Raw genomic sequence first — 16,484 nt, 5'->3', positions numbered from 1 at the left:
AGGAACTGGCCGACGTGTTCTTGTACCACGTCGCCCTCGCCCAGATGCAGAACGTCGACCTGGCCCACGAGGTCACCCGCAAGATCGAGAAGAACAGCCATCGCGAGTACGCGCCCGGGACAAACGGCACGCTCCAGCGAGTCGAGGGTTAGCCGGGCCGTTGGAACTCGCGCGCTCATCCCTGACCTGCCGCGCCCTCGCAGACACCGGGCGCAGCGCATGGAGGCGAGGCGACTTCGTGGATCGCCCCCCCGCTCGGGCCCGGGTGCGCCGTACGGTCGTTCCACGGATGGCGACCAGGCAGTGACGCCGGGTCAGGAGTGGAGGGGATCCGAGGATGGTCAACCCCCGTACGTACCCGCTGTGGCGGGAGCTCGCGACGAGCGAGGACCTCCCCAAAGAAGCGCTCAAGACGGTGATCGAAGCCCTGTGCACTCCGGCGACGACGCCGGACGGCTTCGACGCGAAGGCCGACCGGTGGCGGGAGGAAGCCCTCAAGGAAGCGCTGCCCGCGCTGCTGGCCCGGACCTCTGCCAAGCGTGTGCGCGGCCGGCTCCTGGTGCACGCCGACGAGAAGACGCTCACCGCCCTGGCGGCCGACGGCACCGTGACCGCCGCCGACGTGCCCGCCATCCTGCGGCACCGCCGCCGGGCCTGGGCCGGGCTGATCTCCGCGCTGGCACGGCACCCTCACCAGGTCGAGGCGGCGATCGCGCTCCTGCCCCGCCTCCCCCAGCATGAGGTGGAGCAGGTCGTCCGGGACTGGGACCCCGACCGTTACACCCGCACCAAGGCCGCCGCTCCGGCCCCGCCCGTGCCGCCAGAACTGTTCGACGCCGTCCTGGAAGCCTGCCTCACCCCGCTCGCCGCGTACCTGCTCCACCCGGAGCCCGAAGAGGGCTGGGAGGCCGTCTCCGCGCACTCGAAGGACTGGTCGCTGGAGCTGAGCGGCCGCGACGGCTGGGCGATGCTGACCCGCTGCCCCGAGCGGTGGGCGCAGCTCACCGCGCACCCCGTGCTCGGGGCGGCTGTCCAGCACCTGCTGCTGGACCAGGCCGAGACGCAGGCCCTCGAGGACGCCCGGCTCCGCACCGCCGACCCCGACTGCGAGGACGTCCCCGCCGACCCGGCGCCCGCTCTCAGCGAGGACCTGCTGCGCGCCTGCCTTCCGGCCTTGTGCCTGCCCGAACTGGCTGACCTGCCCAACCCGCAGGTGACCGCCCGCCGGACCCTGCACCACATCGCACACCGCGTCCACACCAACCCGCGCCTGGCCGACCTCGCCGCCGACCAGCTGCACGCGGCCGCCGACGCGCTCGTCACCCGCGGCCAGCTGCTCACCTGGTCCGACAAGCAGGAGGGCGACTACGAGTTCGACGGCCGCGTCCTGCGCCTCGCCGAGGACCTGGCCCTCCTCAGCGCCAACCCCGACCACCTCGCCGGGGCCTGCGCCCAGCTCGCCCGGCTGGATCCGCCGGCCGTCGTCTCCCCCAAGCCGAGCCGGACCCTGATCCGCGTCCTCGACAACGTCGACCCGGACCGCGACCGCCCGGCCCGGCTCCTGGAACGCCACTCCGAGCACCGTCGGGTCCAGGCACTGACCGTCCTCGCCGCCAACCCGCACACACCGCACGCCGCCGTCGCGGACGTCCTGAACGGGCTGCATCCCGCCGAACTGGCCTGGATCGCAGAGAAGGCCGGCGGCCCCGACTGGTTCCTGGCCGCGGCGGCCGCCGTCCCGGTGCCCGAAGACGAGGACGACGGTGTGGTGCGGCTGGTGCACGACGACGAACTCGGCAAGCACCCCCACCCCGCGGCCGTCCTGCAGTCCTGGCTCGACTCCCCCGCCACCGGTGAAATCCTCTCCCGCTCCGAGGTCTACCGCGCCGTGGTGAAGTCCCGCTACCGCACCCTGGAGCACCTGCGCCAGATCCCCGCCGACGAGGTCCTCGCCCACAACGAACCCGACGTCGCCCTGAAGATCCTGCTGGACCACTGCGGCCGCAGCACCGACCGGTGGGAGGCTCTCGCCGCCGCCATGACCTTCGACTACCACGACGAGAAGATCACCTTCGGCCAGCTCCTCGACTCCCTGGACCCCACGCCCGCGCAGGCGCAGACATCCTGACGAGGGCGTCCCGCAGGCCGCCCCGTGCGTGGCGCCTCCGCGCACGCAGTCCGCGAGGGTTCAGTGCGGCAGCGGGTCTGAACCCGTATCTGTGGTGCCTGCCGCTCATTGCCAGTTGGGCATAACGTGGCCGGGCTTGTGGGTCGCTCGGCGTGCTTATGGGAAGGGTTCGTTCATGGATCTGGATCTAGACGGGTATGAGGCGTTGATCATGGATTGGGACGGCACCTTGGTCGATTCTCAGCCCCTGAACTACCGAAGTTTGGCAGGAGCGCTCAAAACGCACTCTGTCGACTTACGCGAGGACTGGTACCGCGAGCGGCTCGGGACCTCCGTGGACGGCCTGTTGGAGGAACTGGGTGTCGCGGTGCCGCTGGCCGACGTCCTTGACCGCTGCGGCGAAATGATCATTCAAGAGTTGCCGTCCCTGAGGGCATTCGAGACGGTCGTCGGGTGGGTCGAGAGCGCACGTGCGCGTGGTCTGGCCTGCGCCGTGGCGTCCGGGGGCGGGGGTGTTGTCGTGCGGGCGGGCATCGCCGCCACGGGGCTGGCTCATCTGTTCGACACCGTGGTGACCCGGGAGGACGCAGACCGGGGCAAGCCTGCGCCGGACTTGTTTTTGGAGGCGGCGCGGCGGCTTCAGGTGGCGCCGCAGCGTTGCCTCGTGGTCGAGGATGCGGAGGAGGGGCTGGCGGCGGCGCGGGCCGCGGGCATGCACGCGGTCGATGTGCGCCCGTACGTGACGTCCGGTTGGTGATCCTTTCGTTCACGCTGCGAGGAGGACGTGCAGTTCCTCTCCGAACTCGGCGACGGCGGAATGCTGGGGGTAGCGCCGCTGCAGGGTGCGATCGAGTTGCTGGGCGCGGCCCCGGACGGAGTCGACTAGGCGGCCGCTGGCGAGGGCTTCGCGGGCCATGGCGATGGCGGCGTCCGGCTCGCCGAGCGCCGAGTGTGCCTGAGCCAGGTCCAGTTGGGCGATCGCCAGGCGCGTCGGGGCCTGAAAGGGGCCCGGGAAGGCCCGGTAGTGGCCGATGGCCTCCTCGGCGGCGGCGCGCGCCCGAGGGGCGTGGCCGAGCCAGACGTAACTGGAGGCGTCGTAGGAGGTGATCCGCACTGCGTCCACGGCGAACAGCCCTGCCCCGTGGAGCGGCAGCCGCTGCTGGTGGTTGTGGGCGCGGACGGCGGCTTGCTCGAAGTCATCTGCCTTGCCGAGCCGGGCGTAGGCGCGGGCGACCTGGGCGGATAGCCGTATGGCAGCGTTGCCGTTGCGGGGGGCGACGGCCATGCCCCGGGTTGCTGCCACGAGGGCGTCCAGGGGCCGGTTGTCGTACAGGGCATGGGTGCTGCGAACGTCTTCGGCCCAGGCGCCGACCTCAAGAACGCCCGACTGCTCGCTCTGTGTCCAGGCATCGTCGCAGTAGGCCTGGACGAGGTCGCCTTGGCCAAGGTCGTGTGCGATCCAGGCGAGGATCACCGAGAGCATGCCGGCGTGGCGGGCCAGTTCGCGTGCTTCGCGCAGGGAGTGCCGGTGCTCGTGCTGGAGGGTGAAGACGTGGTGCCGCTGGCGGGCGGCCATGGGCCACAGTTCCCGCGGCGGTTTGGAAGAGTAGGTGGTGCCTAAGCGGTCGACGGTGTTCTCGAGTTCCGCGAGGCCGGTGGGGTCGAGCTGGGTGAGGGTGGCGTGGTGGGTGTAGGCGCGGGCGGTGTCTGCGCTGGCGGCGCCCGGCGTCATGAGCGGAGCCAGGGCCGTGCCGCCGATCAGTGCGAGGGCGGTCCGTCGCTTCGTGGGATCATCACCTGCTTCGCCGGGCGTCGCGACAGGCGACGCGGGATGGTCAGAGCCGCGACCGGATGCCGCGCTGGGGTTCATACCCAGATCCGCGGGGGTCAGAGCCTGAGCGAGGCCGCACAGGCGCGTGAGGGTATGGGCGACGGCCTCCGAAATCCGGGGGTCTCTGGGCATCTCGCCGTCACTGGCCCAGTGGCCGATGCGGGTGCGGTGCGGCGGAGTGACATCGATATAGCCCATGATCAGCAGGTCGCTCTTTACCTCAAGGGCCAGTTCGCCGAGGCTCCTTCCGGACCGTTTGATCCAGCCTTGTAAGGCTGCGTTGGGGGACTTTTTTCGGCGCCGCCGAGGGTGGGTCACCTCTGGATTCCTCTCCGGTGCGAGTGGCGCAACGGTGGTGGCCCACACCGTATCGAGACCGAACTTGCCTGTGGATGCGAAGCGTTGATTCGCGACAGTGCGCGACGCGATGTCGCGCGCATTCCGCGACGAACCGCGACACTTCCGAGTCTGGATCCGCTACAGCCGCGTGCGATGTGCTGCCGGGGCCCGAGCGAACCTCCCGGGCTGCAGCGCCACCTGGCCGCCGTCCGGCACGGACAGGTGATGGGCTGGGCCCCGATCTCCGAAAGGGTCACGAGGTGCATCCTCCTGGCACGCTGTCCACGCTGACCGTTACGCCGCTGGCCGGTCACATCGGTGCGCAGATCACCGGTGTCGACCTGTCGCGGACTCTGGACGATCCCGTCCGCCGCAAGATCTGGGCGGCGGTCCTGAAGTACAAAGTGGTGTTCTTCCCGGGCCAGCGGTTCGGGCACGCCGAGCACGTGGCGCTCGCCCGGCAGTTCGGGGAGCTGACCCGCCGCCCGGCCCCGCACTCGGGCGCCGCTCCGGACGGTTTCCCGGAGATCCTCGAAATCGACGCCGAGGCGGTCGACCCGCGTTACGGAGTGGACTTCGAGGAGCACTACCGGCAGCGGTGGCTGGACTACACCGCGGGCTGGCACACCGACCTGACCCCCGCGGTGAACCCGCCGGCCGCGTCCATCCTGCGGGCGGAGACGGTCACGGCGTTCGGCGGGGACACGCAGTGGACGGATCTGGAGGCCGCCTACGCCCGCCTGTCGGAGCCGGTGCGCACGCTGGCCGACGGACTGCGGGCGGAGCATGCGTTCTTCGCCGGCTGCCAGATGCTGCTGCACGACCTGCTGGACGCCGATGTGCTGAAGCTGGCCCAGGAGCACCCGCTGGTGTCCGAGCACCCGGTGGTGCGGGTGCACCCGGAGACCGGACGCCGGGCGCTGTTCGTCAACCCCGCCTCCACCAACCGGATCTGCGGCTTCACCCCGGCGCAGAGCCGCGCGCTGCTGGCGTTGTTTTACGAGCAGATCACCCGGCCGGAGTTCACAGTCCGCTGGCGCTGGAGCGCGGGCGACGTCGCGTTCTGGGACAACCGCTCCACCGCCCACCTGGGCCCGGCCGACGCGCCGCCCGGGGAGAAGCGCACGCTCTTCCGGGTCACGCTGCTGGGCGACATCCCGGTCGGCCCGGACGGCGAGCCGTCCCGTGCCATCGCAGGCAAGCCGTTCGCCGCCCTGCCCGTCCGCGAGGGAGTCCGCGCATGACCACCACCACGGAAACACTCACGGTTGCCCGGGTCGCCGGGCACATCGGCGCCCTCGTCAGTGACGTGGACCTGGCCGCTCCCATGCCGGAGCCGGTCGTCGCCGCGATCCGGGCGGCGCTGCTGGAGCACAAGGTCCTGTTCTTCCGCGGCCAGGAGCGCCTCGACCACGCCGCGCAGGTGGCGTTCACGGCGCGGTTCGGGGAGCTGACCGGACGGGCCCGGCCGCAGAGCGGCGGGGCGCTCGACGACTTCCCGCAGATCCTGACGATCTCCCCGCAGATCGACCTCGACGCCTACGGGCTGGACTACGAGGAGCACTACCGCTCCCGCCTGCATCACGGCATCGGCGCCTGGCACACGGACATGTCCCACGCGGTCAATCCGCCGGCGGGCTCGGTCCTGCGCGCCGAGACGGTGCCCTCGCACGGCGGCGACACCCAGTGGACCAATCTGGAGGCCGCCTACGAAGGACTGCCGCAGGATCTGCAGCAGTTCGTGGACGGTCTGCGCGCGGAGCACACCTTCTTCGCCGCGTACGACATGAGCCCGTACGACGAGACGGACCGGCAGATCCTGGAGAGGGTCAACAGCGAGCCGCTGGTGGCTGTCCACCCGGTGGTGCGGGTGCATCCCGAGACCGGACGCAAGGCGCTCTTCGTCAACCCCGCCCGGGTCCGCCGGATCGTCGATCTGAGCCCGGTGGAGAGCCGGCACCTGCTGGAGCTGCTGTTCCAGGAGGTCACCCGACCCGAATACACGGTGCGTTTCAGCTGGGAGCCGGGGAGCGTCGCGTTCTGGGACAACCGCTCCACCGCCCATCTGGGGGTCGGCGACTTCGCCCACACCGGCGAGCCCCGGGTGATGCACCGGGTCACGCTGCTGGGCGACCGGCCTGTCGGCCCGGACGGCTTCACCTCCACGCAGACCACCGGCCGGGAGCTCGCCGCCTGCCCGGCCTGACCCCACCTCTGAGCGGCGCCACTGCCGCGGAGAACCCGCTCCTACCCTGCCGGGCCGCCCCGCTGATGGCGGCGGCCCGGCACCACCCACGCCTGTCTGCGCTGTCCTGAGAGGTGAGTTGCCGTGCGCCCGCACCCTGTGGGCTACCCGTTCGAGCCCGGATCACTGACCGACACCGAAGGCGCACCGTCCCTGTACGACCGCTACCCGGCGTACGGCCAGGCGATGGAGTGGCTGGATGAATTCGTCACCCAGCCGCACCCTCGCCTCGGCCGGCCCGGCGCGATCTGCCCGCGCCTCTCCCCGGCGCTGCGCCGCAACCTCGTCCATCTGGTGGCCGTCCGCACCGGCACGGGCTCTCTGGACGAGGCAGTAGATACAGGCCATGCCCTGGCCGGTCTCTACCAGGAGCTGTTCCCCGACTCGGAGTCCTTCCGGGCTGGCGCGTTACTTGCGTTCTTTCCCGGCCTGCCGCCCGAGGCGGCGACGGAGTTCATCGACGACGGGCACGCCCGGCTGCGGATGGACTTCGTGGCGCGCGGCCTGATGATCGGCGAGTTCCATCCGCTGAGCACCGTGACCAGCGTGCGCAATCCGGACCTTGAGGTGATGCGCTGCCCGGTGCCGATGTTCGCCGTGCGCGCGCTGACCCGCCACGACGTGCTGTTCCTGGACCGCCCCGACACCCCACCCGATCAGCGGACCCAGTACCTCAAGCACCTGCTGCACCACCTCGACGGCCAGCTCCCCGCCGCCGACCTCGAGCGCATCCACGCATCCATCGCCGCCTCGGAGGCATCCCCGTGACCATCAGCGCGACCACCGTGCGGCAGGCACCGAACCTGACGGCCGCGTTCGCACAGGTCTGCCGCCTTCACCCGGACCGGGTGGCGGTCCGTGACCGCGGGACGTCGGTGACCTACCGGCAGCTCGCCCGCCGGACCGAGGAGATCGTCGCCGGCCTGTCCTCCCTGCCGGCTCCGCCCGGCCGCGACAGGCTGGTCGCGGTGGCGCTGGAACCGGGCGCGGACGCCGTCGCCGCCATCCTGGCCACGCTCGCCATCGGCTGCCCCTACCTTCCGCTGGACCCGGCCGCCCCCGACGGCTACCTGGCCGACGTGCTCACCTACGCCCGCCCCCACGCCCTGATCGCCAGCAGCCGACAGAACGATTGCCTGTCCAACGCCGTGCTGGACATCGACGACTTGGCCGCCCGCGGCCGCGACCGCAGCACCCCCCAGCACGGTGCGGCGGCGCGCGCCGCGGATCCGGCGTACACGGTGTTCACCTCCGGCTCCACCGGCCGGCCCAAGGGCGTGCTGCTGCCACACACGGCCCTGCTGCACTCCACCGCGGCCCGCATCGACGCCTACGGCACCCCGGGCCGGGTGCCGCTGCTGCACTCCCCGGCCGTCGACGTGTACACCGGGACCCTGTTCTGGACGCTGCTGTCGGGCGCCACCCTGGTCATCGCCCCGGCCGGGCTGCGGGATGTGCCCGCCACCGCCCGGCTCCTCCACGACGAGGCAATCACCGACCTGGTCTACCTCTCCTCCCTCTACCCCGTCCTCCTCGACTGCCTCCAGCCCCTTGGAGGCCCACCGGCCGGGCTGCGGCGGGTGATGATCGGCAGCGAGCGGTGGGGCGAGAGCGTGATCGACCGGCACGCCGCGCTCCTGCCGGAAGTGGAGCTGTACAACGAGTACGGGCCCACCGAGACGGCGGTGTGGAGCAGCGGCGCCTGTGTGTGGGACGGCGCCGGCCAGCGCGCGCCGCTGACGATCGGCCGCCCGGTCTCCGGGACGGGTTACCGGCTCCTGGACGCCGACGCCCAACCGGTCGGCGAGCCCGGCCAACGCGGGGAGCTGTACATCACCGGCGCGCAGCTGGCGATCGGCTACCTCACACAGCCCGAGCTCACCGCCGAGCGGTTCGTCACCCTGGATGACGGCGCACGCGCCTACCGCACCGGCGACCTGGTCGAACTCACCGAAGACGGCGTCGGGTTCGTCTTCGCCGGGCGCGTCGACCGGCAGCTCAAGGTCCAGGGGCAGCGGATCGAACCGGCCCACGTCGAGTCCGTCCTCATGTCCCACCCGCACGTGGGCCTCGCCCACGTGACCGCCCGCCGCGACCCGGTGGCGGGCTCGGTCCTGGCCGCCTATCTCACCCCGCGGGCGGACGGCCCGCCGCCCGACACCGCGGTGGTGGGCGGCTTCGCCGCCGAGCGGCTGCCGTCGGCGATGGTGCCCAGTGCGTGGGTGGTGCTGGAGGAACTGCCGCGCACGGCGGCCGGGAAGATCGACGAACGTGCTCTGCCTGCCCCGTCCGCCCCGGCGGGCACCGGGAGCGGGCGCGACGGTGACGGTCCGGCGGACGAGATCGAGCGCGCGCTGACAGCGGCAGCGGCCGAGCTCCTCGGCGGGCGGGCTCCCGGGGTGACGTGCGACCTGCGGCAGCTGGGGGCCAGCTCCCTGGTCCTGATCCGGCTCTCCGCCCGCATCACCGCCGAGTTCGGCGTCGACGTGCCCGTCAGCGCCCTGTTCGCCCAGCCCACGATCCGGCAGATCGCCCACCAGGTGCGCACCGCCCAGCCCACCGGCAGGCCCCCGCTCGTGGCCGCGTCCCACGACCCTGACGGGACACCGCTGAGCGCCCAACAGCGGCAGATCTGGTTTCTGGGCCAGCTCGCCCCCGACTCCCTCGCCTACAACACCCAGTGCTCCCTGCACCTTCACGGCCCGCTCGATACGGCGGCGCTCGAGGCGGCGCTGTCACTGATCGTGGAAAGGCACGAGATCCTGCGCAGCACCTTCCACGACCGCCCACCCGGCCCGGTGCAGACTGTCCACGCGCCGTGGCGGGTGCGCCTGGAGACGGTCGACCTCACCGCCCTGCCCGAGCCGGACCGTGAAGAGGCCCTCGCGCGGTACGTCACCGACACCAGTCAGCAGATCTTCGACGTCGGCCAGCTGCCTTTGGTGCGCTGGACGTTGTACCGCCTCGGCGCCGAGCGGTGGACGCTGTTCCAGGCCGAGCACCACTTCGTGCACGACGGCTGGTCGGCGGTGCGGCTGCTGGGCGAGATCCGTGATGCCTACGCCGCCTTCGCCGCGGGCCGGCCACCGCAGCTGCCCGATCTTCCGGTGCAGTACCGCGACTTCGCTGCCTGGCAGCACGCCTGGACTTCGACCGGGGACTACGCATGCCAGCGCGCGTACTGGCAGCGCACCCTCCAGGGCGCCCCGGAACAGGGGGTGACGTTCGCGGAGGACTTCCCGCGTCCGGCCCGGCAGACCTTCAACGGCGCCTGCGTGCGCGCCGACGTCCCGGCCGCGACGGTCGACGCCATCGACGCGCTCGCCGCCCCGTACGGCGCGACCCGGTTCGCGGCGTTCCTGACCGCGTTCACTCTGCTGGTGCGCTCCCACACCGGCGACAGCGACCTGGTGATCGGCTCGGCGCTGGCCAACCGGCGCGAGCAGCACACCGAACATCTGCTGGGCATGTTCGTCAACGCCCTTCCGCTGCGGCTGCAGATCCGTGAGGGCGACACCATCGCGGCAGCGGCCGCCCACGCGATGGACGTCCTGCTCGGCGCGCAGGACCACCAAGAGTTCCCGCTGACCGAGATCATCAAGGACCTCGGCGTCCGCCGGGATCCGGCCCGAAACCCGCTGTTCCAGGTCATGTTCGCCTTCCACGACAGTCCCCGCCCCGTCTTCGACGCGGCCGGGGTGCGCGGTCAGCTGCACATCGACCACAACGGGTCGGCGAAGAACGACATCAACGTCGTCTGCGTCCCCCGCCCTCCCGGCCCCGGCTCCACGTCCGGGCATGACGGTGTGGAGGTGCTGTGGGAGTACAACCGGGACCTGTTCACCCCGCAGACCGCCCAGCACCTGCTGGACTGCTTCGTCCGCATCCTGCACACCCTCACCGACCCGCAGGCGTGGCAACAGCCCGCCACCGCGCTGGAGGCGCTCGATCCCACGCAGGCGGCTGGCATTCTCGACCTGGCCGCCGGACCCGCCACCGCCTCGTGCCCGGCGACACTGCACGAAGGGGTCGGCGCGCGCATCGAGCAGTGTCCGCAGGCGGCGGCCGTGGTGCAGGGCGGCCGCACGCTGACCTACACCGGCCTCGACCACGCCGCGACCACGCTCGAAGCCCAGCTCGACGCCCTGGGGGTGGACCCCGGCGGCCGCGTCGCGGTGGCCTGCGGGCCCGGCCCGGAGCACGTCGCCGCGCTCCTGGCCGTTCTGCGGCGCGGCGCCGCCTACGTCTGCCTGGATCCCGCCGAGCCGGCGGAGCGGGCCGCCGCGATCCTCGCCGACGCCCAGCCGACGGCCGTCATCTGCACGCCCCGCACCGCCCCACGCGTCCGCGACCTCGCCCCCGGACACCCCCTGGTGGTGGCCGAAGAGGAGCCTGCCCCACCCGCGCCTGCCCCACCCGCGCCTGCCCCGCTGCGCCGTCCCGACGTGCAGGCCAGCGACACCGCCTACCTGGTGTACACGTCCGGCTCGACCGGCCGCCCGAAGGCCGTCGTCGCCACGCACGCGGGCGCCGTCACCGCGCTCACCGCACGCACCGCCTTCACCGGCGCCGAGCCGGCGCATACGCTGGTGACGCTGCCGCTGCAGTTCGACGTCGCCGCCTCGATGATCTTCTGGACCCTGTGGACGGGCGGCACCCTGGTCTTCCCCGACACACGGGACGATGTCCGGGACCCCGCCGCCGTCCGCCGCCTGATCGACACCCACGCCATCACCCGCGTCAACTTCGTGGCCTCCTTCTACCGGCACTTCCTGGCCGCTCTGCCGGACGGCTGGGCCCCGGCGCTCGCCACCGTCGCGATCGGCGGAGAGCGCTGCACCCGCGAACTCGTCGAAGCCCACGCCGCCCAGCTGCCGGGCGTGGTCCTGGACAATGAGTACGGGCCCACCGAGGCAACCGTGTGGTGCGCGGCCGCCCGCCTCCACTCCCCCCAACAGCCCACCGACGGCGGGCGGGTGACGGTCGGCCGACCGCTGGCGGGCTACCAGCTGTACGTCCTCGACCCGGACCTGCGGCTGGTGCCGATCGGCGCGCGCGGGGAGCTGTGCGTGGCCGGGCCCGCAGTGGCCGCCGGATACCTGAACCAGCCCGAGCTCACCGCCGAGCGGTTCGTCACCCCGCACGCCGGGCCGCTGACCGGGGTGCGTCTGTACCGGACGGGCGATGTCGGACGGCTGCTGCCCAGCGGGCAGTTCGACCTCGTGGGCCGCGTGGACGACCAGGTGAAGATCCGCGGGTTCCGGATCGAGCTCGGCGAGGTCCAGCGCTGCCTGGCCGCGCATCCGGCCGTCACCGATGCCTGTGTGATCTCCGATCACACGGCGGATCCGGCCGGCCGGCTGATCGCCTATCTCGCCGCCCCGGCCGCCACGCCCGGATTCGCGGCCGAGGTGCGGGCCTGGGCGGCCGAGCGGCTGCCCACGGCCATGGTGCCGGCCGACGTCGTGGCCCTGGAGGCGCTGCCGCTGACGGCGGCCGGCAAGGTCGACCGCGCCGCCCTGCCCGCCCCCCAACCCCCGGGCTTGGAAGACGGGGAGACGGATGGCGCGGAGGGTGACGGGCTCAGCGGCGTGCAGCGCACGGTGCTCGCGGTGTGGAGCCGGATCCTCGGCCGCGAGAAACTGGGGCTGGATGAGGAGTGGTTCGCGCTCGGCGGGGACTCGCTCATGGCCATCCGGGCCACCGGCTGCCTGCGCGAGAACGGCCTGCCGGTGACGGTGGCCGATCTGCTGCAGGCCGCCACGCCCCGGGCGCTGGCCGCCCGCCTTGAGGCCGCCCCCACCGAAGATGGGGGACTGGAGCGCCGCCCGGGAGGGACCGTCCTGCCGCTGGCCGGGGCACAGGCCTGGTTCTTCGCGCAGTGCTTCGCCGAGCCGGACCACTTCAACCAAGCCCGCCTCTTCCCCCTCCCCGACGATGCGCCGATACGTCCGGAAGACCTCCGGGACGTGCTGGATGCGGTGCTGGCCCGCCACGACGCCTTCCGGACCCGGTTCGCCCGCCGCCCGGACGGCACCTGGAGCGCCGTCCTGCTGGAGTCGACGGGCCCGGCCGTACTGGAGGAGCACCTGGTGCAGCCGGGCGCCACCGGCCCCGACCCGGAGATCCTCGACCGCTCCCACCGCGGCCTCGACCTCGTGCGCGGGCCGCTGTGGCGGGCCGTGCTGTTCACCGACCCCGCGCACGGGCGCCGCTGGCTGCACCTGGTCGCCCACCACCTGATCACCGACGCGGTCTCCTGGGAGGTCCTGGCCCGCGACCTCAATACCGCCTGCAGCCGCGGCACCGGAGCTTTGCCCGTCGCGCCGGGCATCAGCGACGACGTCGTCGCCCGCCCGCCCGAGGACGAGGAGGCTGCCTACTGGGAGGCCCTGGCGGGCTCCCGTACGCCGCGCCTGTGTGACGGCGGGGGCGAGCGGGTCCCGTACGGCAAGCTCGACCACCACACCGGCGGCCTGTCCGGCCACGCCACCGCCTATCTCCTCGAGACCGCCCAGCGTGAGGGCGCCTCCGTACCGGGGCTGCTGCTGGCCGCCCTGCACTACGCCCTGGCTCCGCTCTCCCGCGGAGACGGCCTGTACGTGTTCGTCGAAGGCCACGGCCGGCACGATGTTGCGGCCGCGGACCAGATCGTGGGCTGGCTGACCAGCATCTACCCCGTGCATCTCGTCCCCGGCCGCCTGGAGCGGGGGCTGGTGGACACCGCGCGGGCGTTCACCCGGCAGTTGGAGAAGGTGCCGCGCCAGGGCGCCGGGTTCGCCGCTGCCCGCTACCTCGCCCCTGCCTCACCGCTCGGGACACTGCTGGCCGAGACCGTCATGCCGGAGGTCACCTTCAACTACCTCGGCCACACGCACTCCGGCGGTACGTCCAACAGAGCTCCCATGGCGGCGGGTGAGGGGATCGGCGCGGGCAACGTGCTGCCCACCGCCGTGCACGTCAACGCAAACATCACCGACGGCGTGCTGGGCGTGCGCTTCTCCGTCGACCCGCATCTGCTGCCGCCCGGCACGGCCGAGCAAGCCGCCGCCAGGATGCTGGGCGCGCTGGAGGAAGCCGCGCGCGTGGTCCCGCTCGCTCCCGCACTGGCCGGTGACGTGGCTCGGCCGCACTTCCTGGTGCACCCCGTCGACGGCCGGGTGGACTGCTACCGGCCGCTGGCCGAAACCCTGAACACGGCCGGGTGGGACTGCTACGGCCTGCCTGCCAACACCGGCCCCCACGCGGCCACCACCATCGACGCCCTGGCCGCCCAGTACGTGGAGCGCCTGAGGCGGGTGCAGCCGACCGGCCCGTACACGCTCACCGGCTACTCCTTCGGCGCCGCGGTCGCCTTCGCCATGGCCCGCGCGCTGGAGGACGCCGGCGAACGGGTCGACAAGCTCGTGCTGCTCGACCCGCCCCCGCCCCGTCCCAGCACCGAAGGAAGGGTGGGGGTGCTGGCCGGGCACGTAGCCGCGCTGCTGCCCGACCGCAGCATCGAGCAGATCCAGGCGGCCATCGCCGCTGCCACCGACGCCCATCCGGAGACGCAGTACGCCATCCTCACCGACCGTCTCTCCCTGGCGGAGTCCGCCGACGCCTTCGCCATGCAGCGCCTTCCCGTCCTGCTGCGCCACAACCGCGCCCTGGCCACCTGGCAGCCGCACGGCACCGTGGAGCACCTGCACCTGGTCCAGCCCAACTCGACGGGCGGACACCACCTCGACGGATGGCTGGATCACGGCCGCACCGTCGCGCGCAGCGTCGTGCCCGGCGACCACCGCAGCATGCTCCGCGGCGACGCCCTGCCCCACCTGGCCGCCGTGTACCGCGACAGTGCTCGGAGGCCGTCATGAGCGGATCGGTGAGGTTCTCCGGCTGCGGCATCGCCGGCGTCTTCCACCTCACCGCGCACCCACCAGCCAGGGCCCGGACATGGTCGGCGGCGGTGCAGCGAATGACCCAGGCCCTCGCGCACCGCGGCCCGCACGGAGAGGGACTGTGGGAGGGCGACGGCGTGATCCTCGGTCACCGCCGGCTGGCCGTGACCGGCCTCGGCGAGGCGGGCGCGCAGCCGATGACCCGCGACCACCTGACCATCGTCTACAACGGCGAGGCCTACAACGCCCCCGCGCTGCGCGCCGAACTCGCCGCCCACTACCGCTTCACCTCCCACACCGACACCGAGGTGGTGTTGCGGGCCTGGCAACACTGGGGTGTCGGCGCCCTCGACAAGCTCCGCGGCATGTACGCCTTCGCCGTCTTCGACGCCCGCGCCCGCCAGTTGACGCTGGTGCGCGACCGCATCGGCATCAAGCCGCTGTACTACCACCACGGTCACGGGTTCGTGATCTTCGCCTCGGAGATCGAAGCGCTCCTGGCCAGCGGACACGTTCCGCGCCGTCCCGACCTAGACGCCCTCACCCGGCAGCTGCTGTGTTCCACCACCCTGCCCGCCGACCCCGCACGCACGCCCATCGACCGAGTCCTGGCGCTGCCGCCCGCCACCGTGATGACCCTGCGACCGGGCGCGCGGCCGCACACCCGCACGTACTGGACCCTCCCCCACCAGCACCACTCCCCCACAGCCGGGCGACGCAGCGCCAACCGAGCTACGCGACAAGAGGAGTTCAGCCGGCTCCTGGAGGACAGCGTGAGCGGGATGCTGATGGGCGACGTGACGGTGGCCGCGTTCCTCAGCGGCGGCCTGGACTCCTCCGCCATCACCGCCCTGGCGGCCCAGCACACTCCCCTGCCCTGCATCACCACCACCTACACCACACCCCCGTCACCGGAAGCCGACGACGACCTGCGGCACAGCCGTCTGCTCGCCGACCGCTTCAACGGCCGGATCCTCCACCACGTCGTCGCCCAGCCGATCACGCCCACATTGGAGGACCTGGACGCGATCTGCGATCTGGCCGCGATCGGCGACGACCCCCGGCACCTGGCGATCTGGCGCAACTACCGGACCGTCCACGACCTCGGGCTGCGCGTCGTCCTCAACGGCCAGGGCGCCGACGAGATCATGGGCGGCTACGTCGGCCGCCCCTCAACGATCCGTCACCTCGTCGACGTCCGGCACCCCGCGTACGACACCGCACGCACGTTTGCTGCCTCCCGCCAGATCCCCGGTCTGTCCCACCACGCACTCGCACTTCGTGACCGTGCCCACCAGGAAGTCCTCGACCTGCACGCCTCGCTGCCTGGCGACCCGGTCGAACGCGCCCACCGCCTGCTGTTCACCACTCAGCTCACCCGCGTCGTGCAGTTCGAAGACTTCCTCGGCATGCGTGCCAGCGTCGAAGCACGCTTCCCGTTCCTGGACCATCCGCTCGTCGAGTGGGCCTTCACCCAGCCCTTCGCCACCCACATCGACGCGCCCGCACGCCGCGGCAAGCTGCACCTCGCCGCAGCCATGCGCCGCCGCCTTCCCCCCGCCCTCCTCCGCCGGCCCAAGGCCGTCTTCCCCTTCCCGGACATGCGCACCGTCCAGGCAGCACTAGCCGCGCTGGTCACCGAACATCGCGCCGAACTCCACAACGACCCGCTGGTCAGCCGCCTGTTCACCATCCCCACCGACGCGGCGTCCGCCGGCCCAGAAACGCTGTGGCCGCTGCTCACGCTGTGGCGCTGGCATCACAAGCTCCGCGCCACCGCCCGCACCCCGGCGCCCGCCTGACAGCTCCCAACCGCCTGCGCCGAGAAAGTGCACGTCCGATCCGCTTGCCCGGCCCCCTTGCGGACAGCCGCCGCGGCGCCCTTCCGCCTTGACCGCACGGCAGGGGCCATCTACGAAACAGCGCCCCGATGCCCTGGCCGCTACCGGCTGCATGTTCCGCCGCACCGCGCTGCTCGACGGCCGACACGCAGAACTGATCCCGAGCATTCAGTCTCCACAAATGCCAGCGCCCTTCATCAGACCTCACCAGAGATCC

General features: G+C 72.3%; 9 protein-coding genes. 8 read left to right on the top strand and 1 reads right to left on the bottom strand.

Features of this window, described 5'->3' with window-relative positions; translation table 11 throughout:
* The first annotated feature begins 14 nt into the window (after nucleotides 1–14).
* From SZN_RS42180 to SZN_RS00615, 3 genes are all read left to right on the top strand, one after another.
* Complete coding sequence (locus SZN_RS42180; protein WP_007490545.1) at nucleotides 15–152, top strand: nucleoside triphosphate pyrophosphohydrolase family protein; 138 nt, start codon at nucleotides 15–17, stop codon at nucleotides 150–152.
* A 185-nt stretch (nucleotides 153–337) separates the two neighbouring features.
* The gene (locus SZN_RS00620) at nucleotides 338–2,128 is read left to right on the top strand and encodes a hypothetical protein (RefSeq protein WP_007490543.1); all 1,791 of its coding nucleotides are present in this window, start codon (nucleotides 338–340) and stop codon (nucleotides 2,126–2,128) included.
* 175 nt (nucleotides 2,129–2,303) lie between these two features.
* Nucleotides 2,304–2,885, top strand: coding sequence for an HAD family hydrolase (locus tag SZN_RS00615; protein ID WP_007490541.1), 582 nt, complete (start codon nucleotides 2,304–2,306; stop codon nucleotides 2,883–2,885).
* A gap of 9 nt (nucleotides 2,886–2,894) precedes the next feature.
* Here the strand turns inward: SZN_RS00615 and SZN_RS00610 are convergent, their stop codons facing one another.
* The gene (locus SZN_RS00610; RefSeq protein WP_483027197.1) at nucleotides 2,895–4,277 is read right to left on the bottom strand and encodes an NsdA family TPR-like regulatory protein; all 1,383 of its coding nucleotides are present in this window, start codon (nucleotides 4,275–4,277) and stop codon (nucleotides 2,895–2,897) included.
* Nucleotides 4,278–4,558: 281 nt separating this feature from the next.
* Here SZN_RS00610 and SZN_RS00605 point away from each other — a divergent pair, with 281 nt between their 5' ends.
* From SZN_RS00605 to asnB, 5 genes are all read left to right on the top strand, one after another.
* Nucleotides 4,559–5,542 (top strand): TauD/TfdA dioxygenase family protein, encoded by a 984-nt coding sequence (locus SZN_RS00605; protein WP_007490536.1) that lies wholly within the window; start codon nucleotides 4,559–4,561, stop codon nucleotides 5,540–5,542.
* Complete coding sequence (locus SZN_RS00600) at nucleotides 5,539–6,504, top strand: TauD/TfdA dioxygenase family protein (protein WP_007490534.1); 966 nt, start codon at nucleotides 5,539–5,541, stop codon at nucleotides 6,502–6,504. Before SZN_RS00605 ends, SZN_RS00600 begins: the two co-directional genes overlap by 4 nt.
* Before the next feature lie 123 nt (nucleotides 6,505–6,627).
* On the top strand, nucleotides 6,628–7,311 hold the full coding sequence (locus SZN_RS00595; protein WP_139063499.1) for a DUF6875 domain-containing protein: 684 nt from the start codon (nucleotides 6,628–6,630) through the stop codon (nucleotides 7,309–7,311).
* Entirely contained in the window at nucleotides 7,308–14,402 is a 7,095-nt protein-coding gene (locus SZN_RS00590; RefSeq protein WP_007490531.1) for a non-ribosomal peptide synthetase, read from the top strand. The genes SZN_RS00595 and SZN_RS00590 overlap by 4 nt, the downstream gene beginning before the upstream one ends.
* The gene (gene asnB, locus SZN_RS00585; RefSeq protein ID WP_167546269.1) at nucleotides 14,399–16,228 is read left to right on the top strand and encodes an asparagine synthase (glutamine-hydrolyzing); all 1,830 of its coding nucleotides are present in this window, start codon (nucleotides 14,399–14,401) and stop codon (nucleotides 16,226–16,228) included. The genes SZN_RS00590 and asnB overlap by 4 nt, the downstream gene beginning before the upstream one ends.
* The last annotated feature ends 256 nt before the right edge of the window (nucleotides 16,229–16,484 follow it).

The sequence above is a fragment of the Streptomyces zinciresistens K42 genome (assembly GCF_000225525.1).
In the GTDB taxonomy this organism is placed as follows: domain Bacteria; phylum Actinomycetota; class Actinomycetes; order Streptomycetales; family Streptomycetaceae; genus Streptomyces; species Streptomyces zinciresistens.
Note: the sequence above shows the minus strand (reverse complement) of the source record. Positions and strands in the feature narration are given on the sequence as shown.

What these genes read in the sequence shown, in the direction of transcription:
- SZN_RS00620 (WP_007490543.1), top strand. Translation starts at nt 338, where the DNA reads ATGGTCAACCCCCGTACGTACCCGCTGTGGCGGGAGCTCGCGACGAGC.
- SZN_RS00615 (WP_007490541.1), top strand. Translation starts at nt 2,304, where the DNA reads ATGGATCTGGATCTAGACGGGTATGAGGCGTTGATCATGGATTGGGAC.
- SZN_RS00600 (WP_007490534.1), top strand. Translation starts at nt 5,539, where the DNA reads ATGACCACCACCACGGAAACACTCACGGTTGCCCGGGTCGCCGGGCAC.
- asnB (WP_167546269.1), top strand. Translation starts at nt 14,399, where the DNA reads ATGAGCGGATCGGTGAGGTTCTCCGGCTGCGGCATCGCCGGCGTCTTC.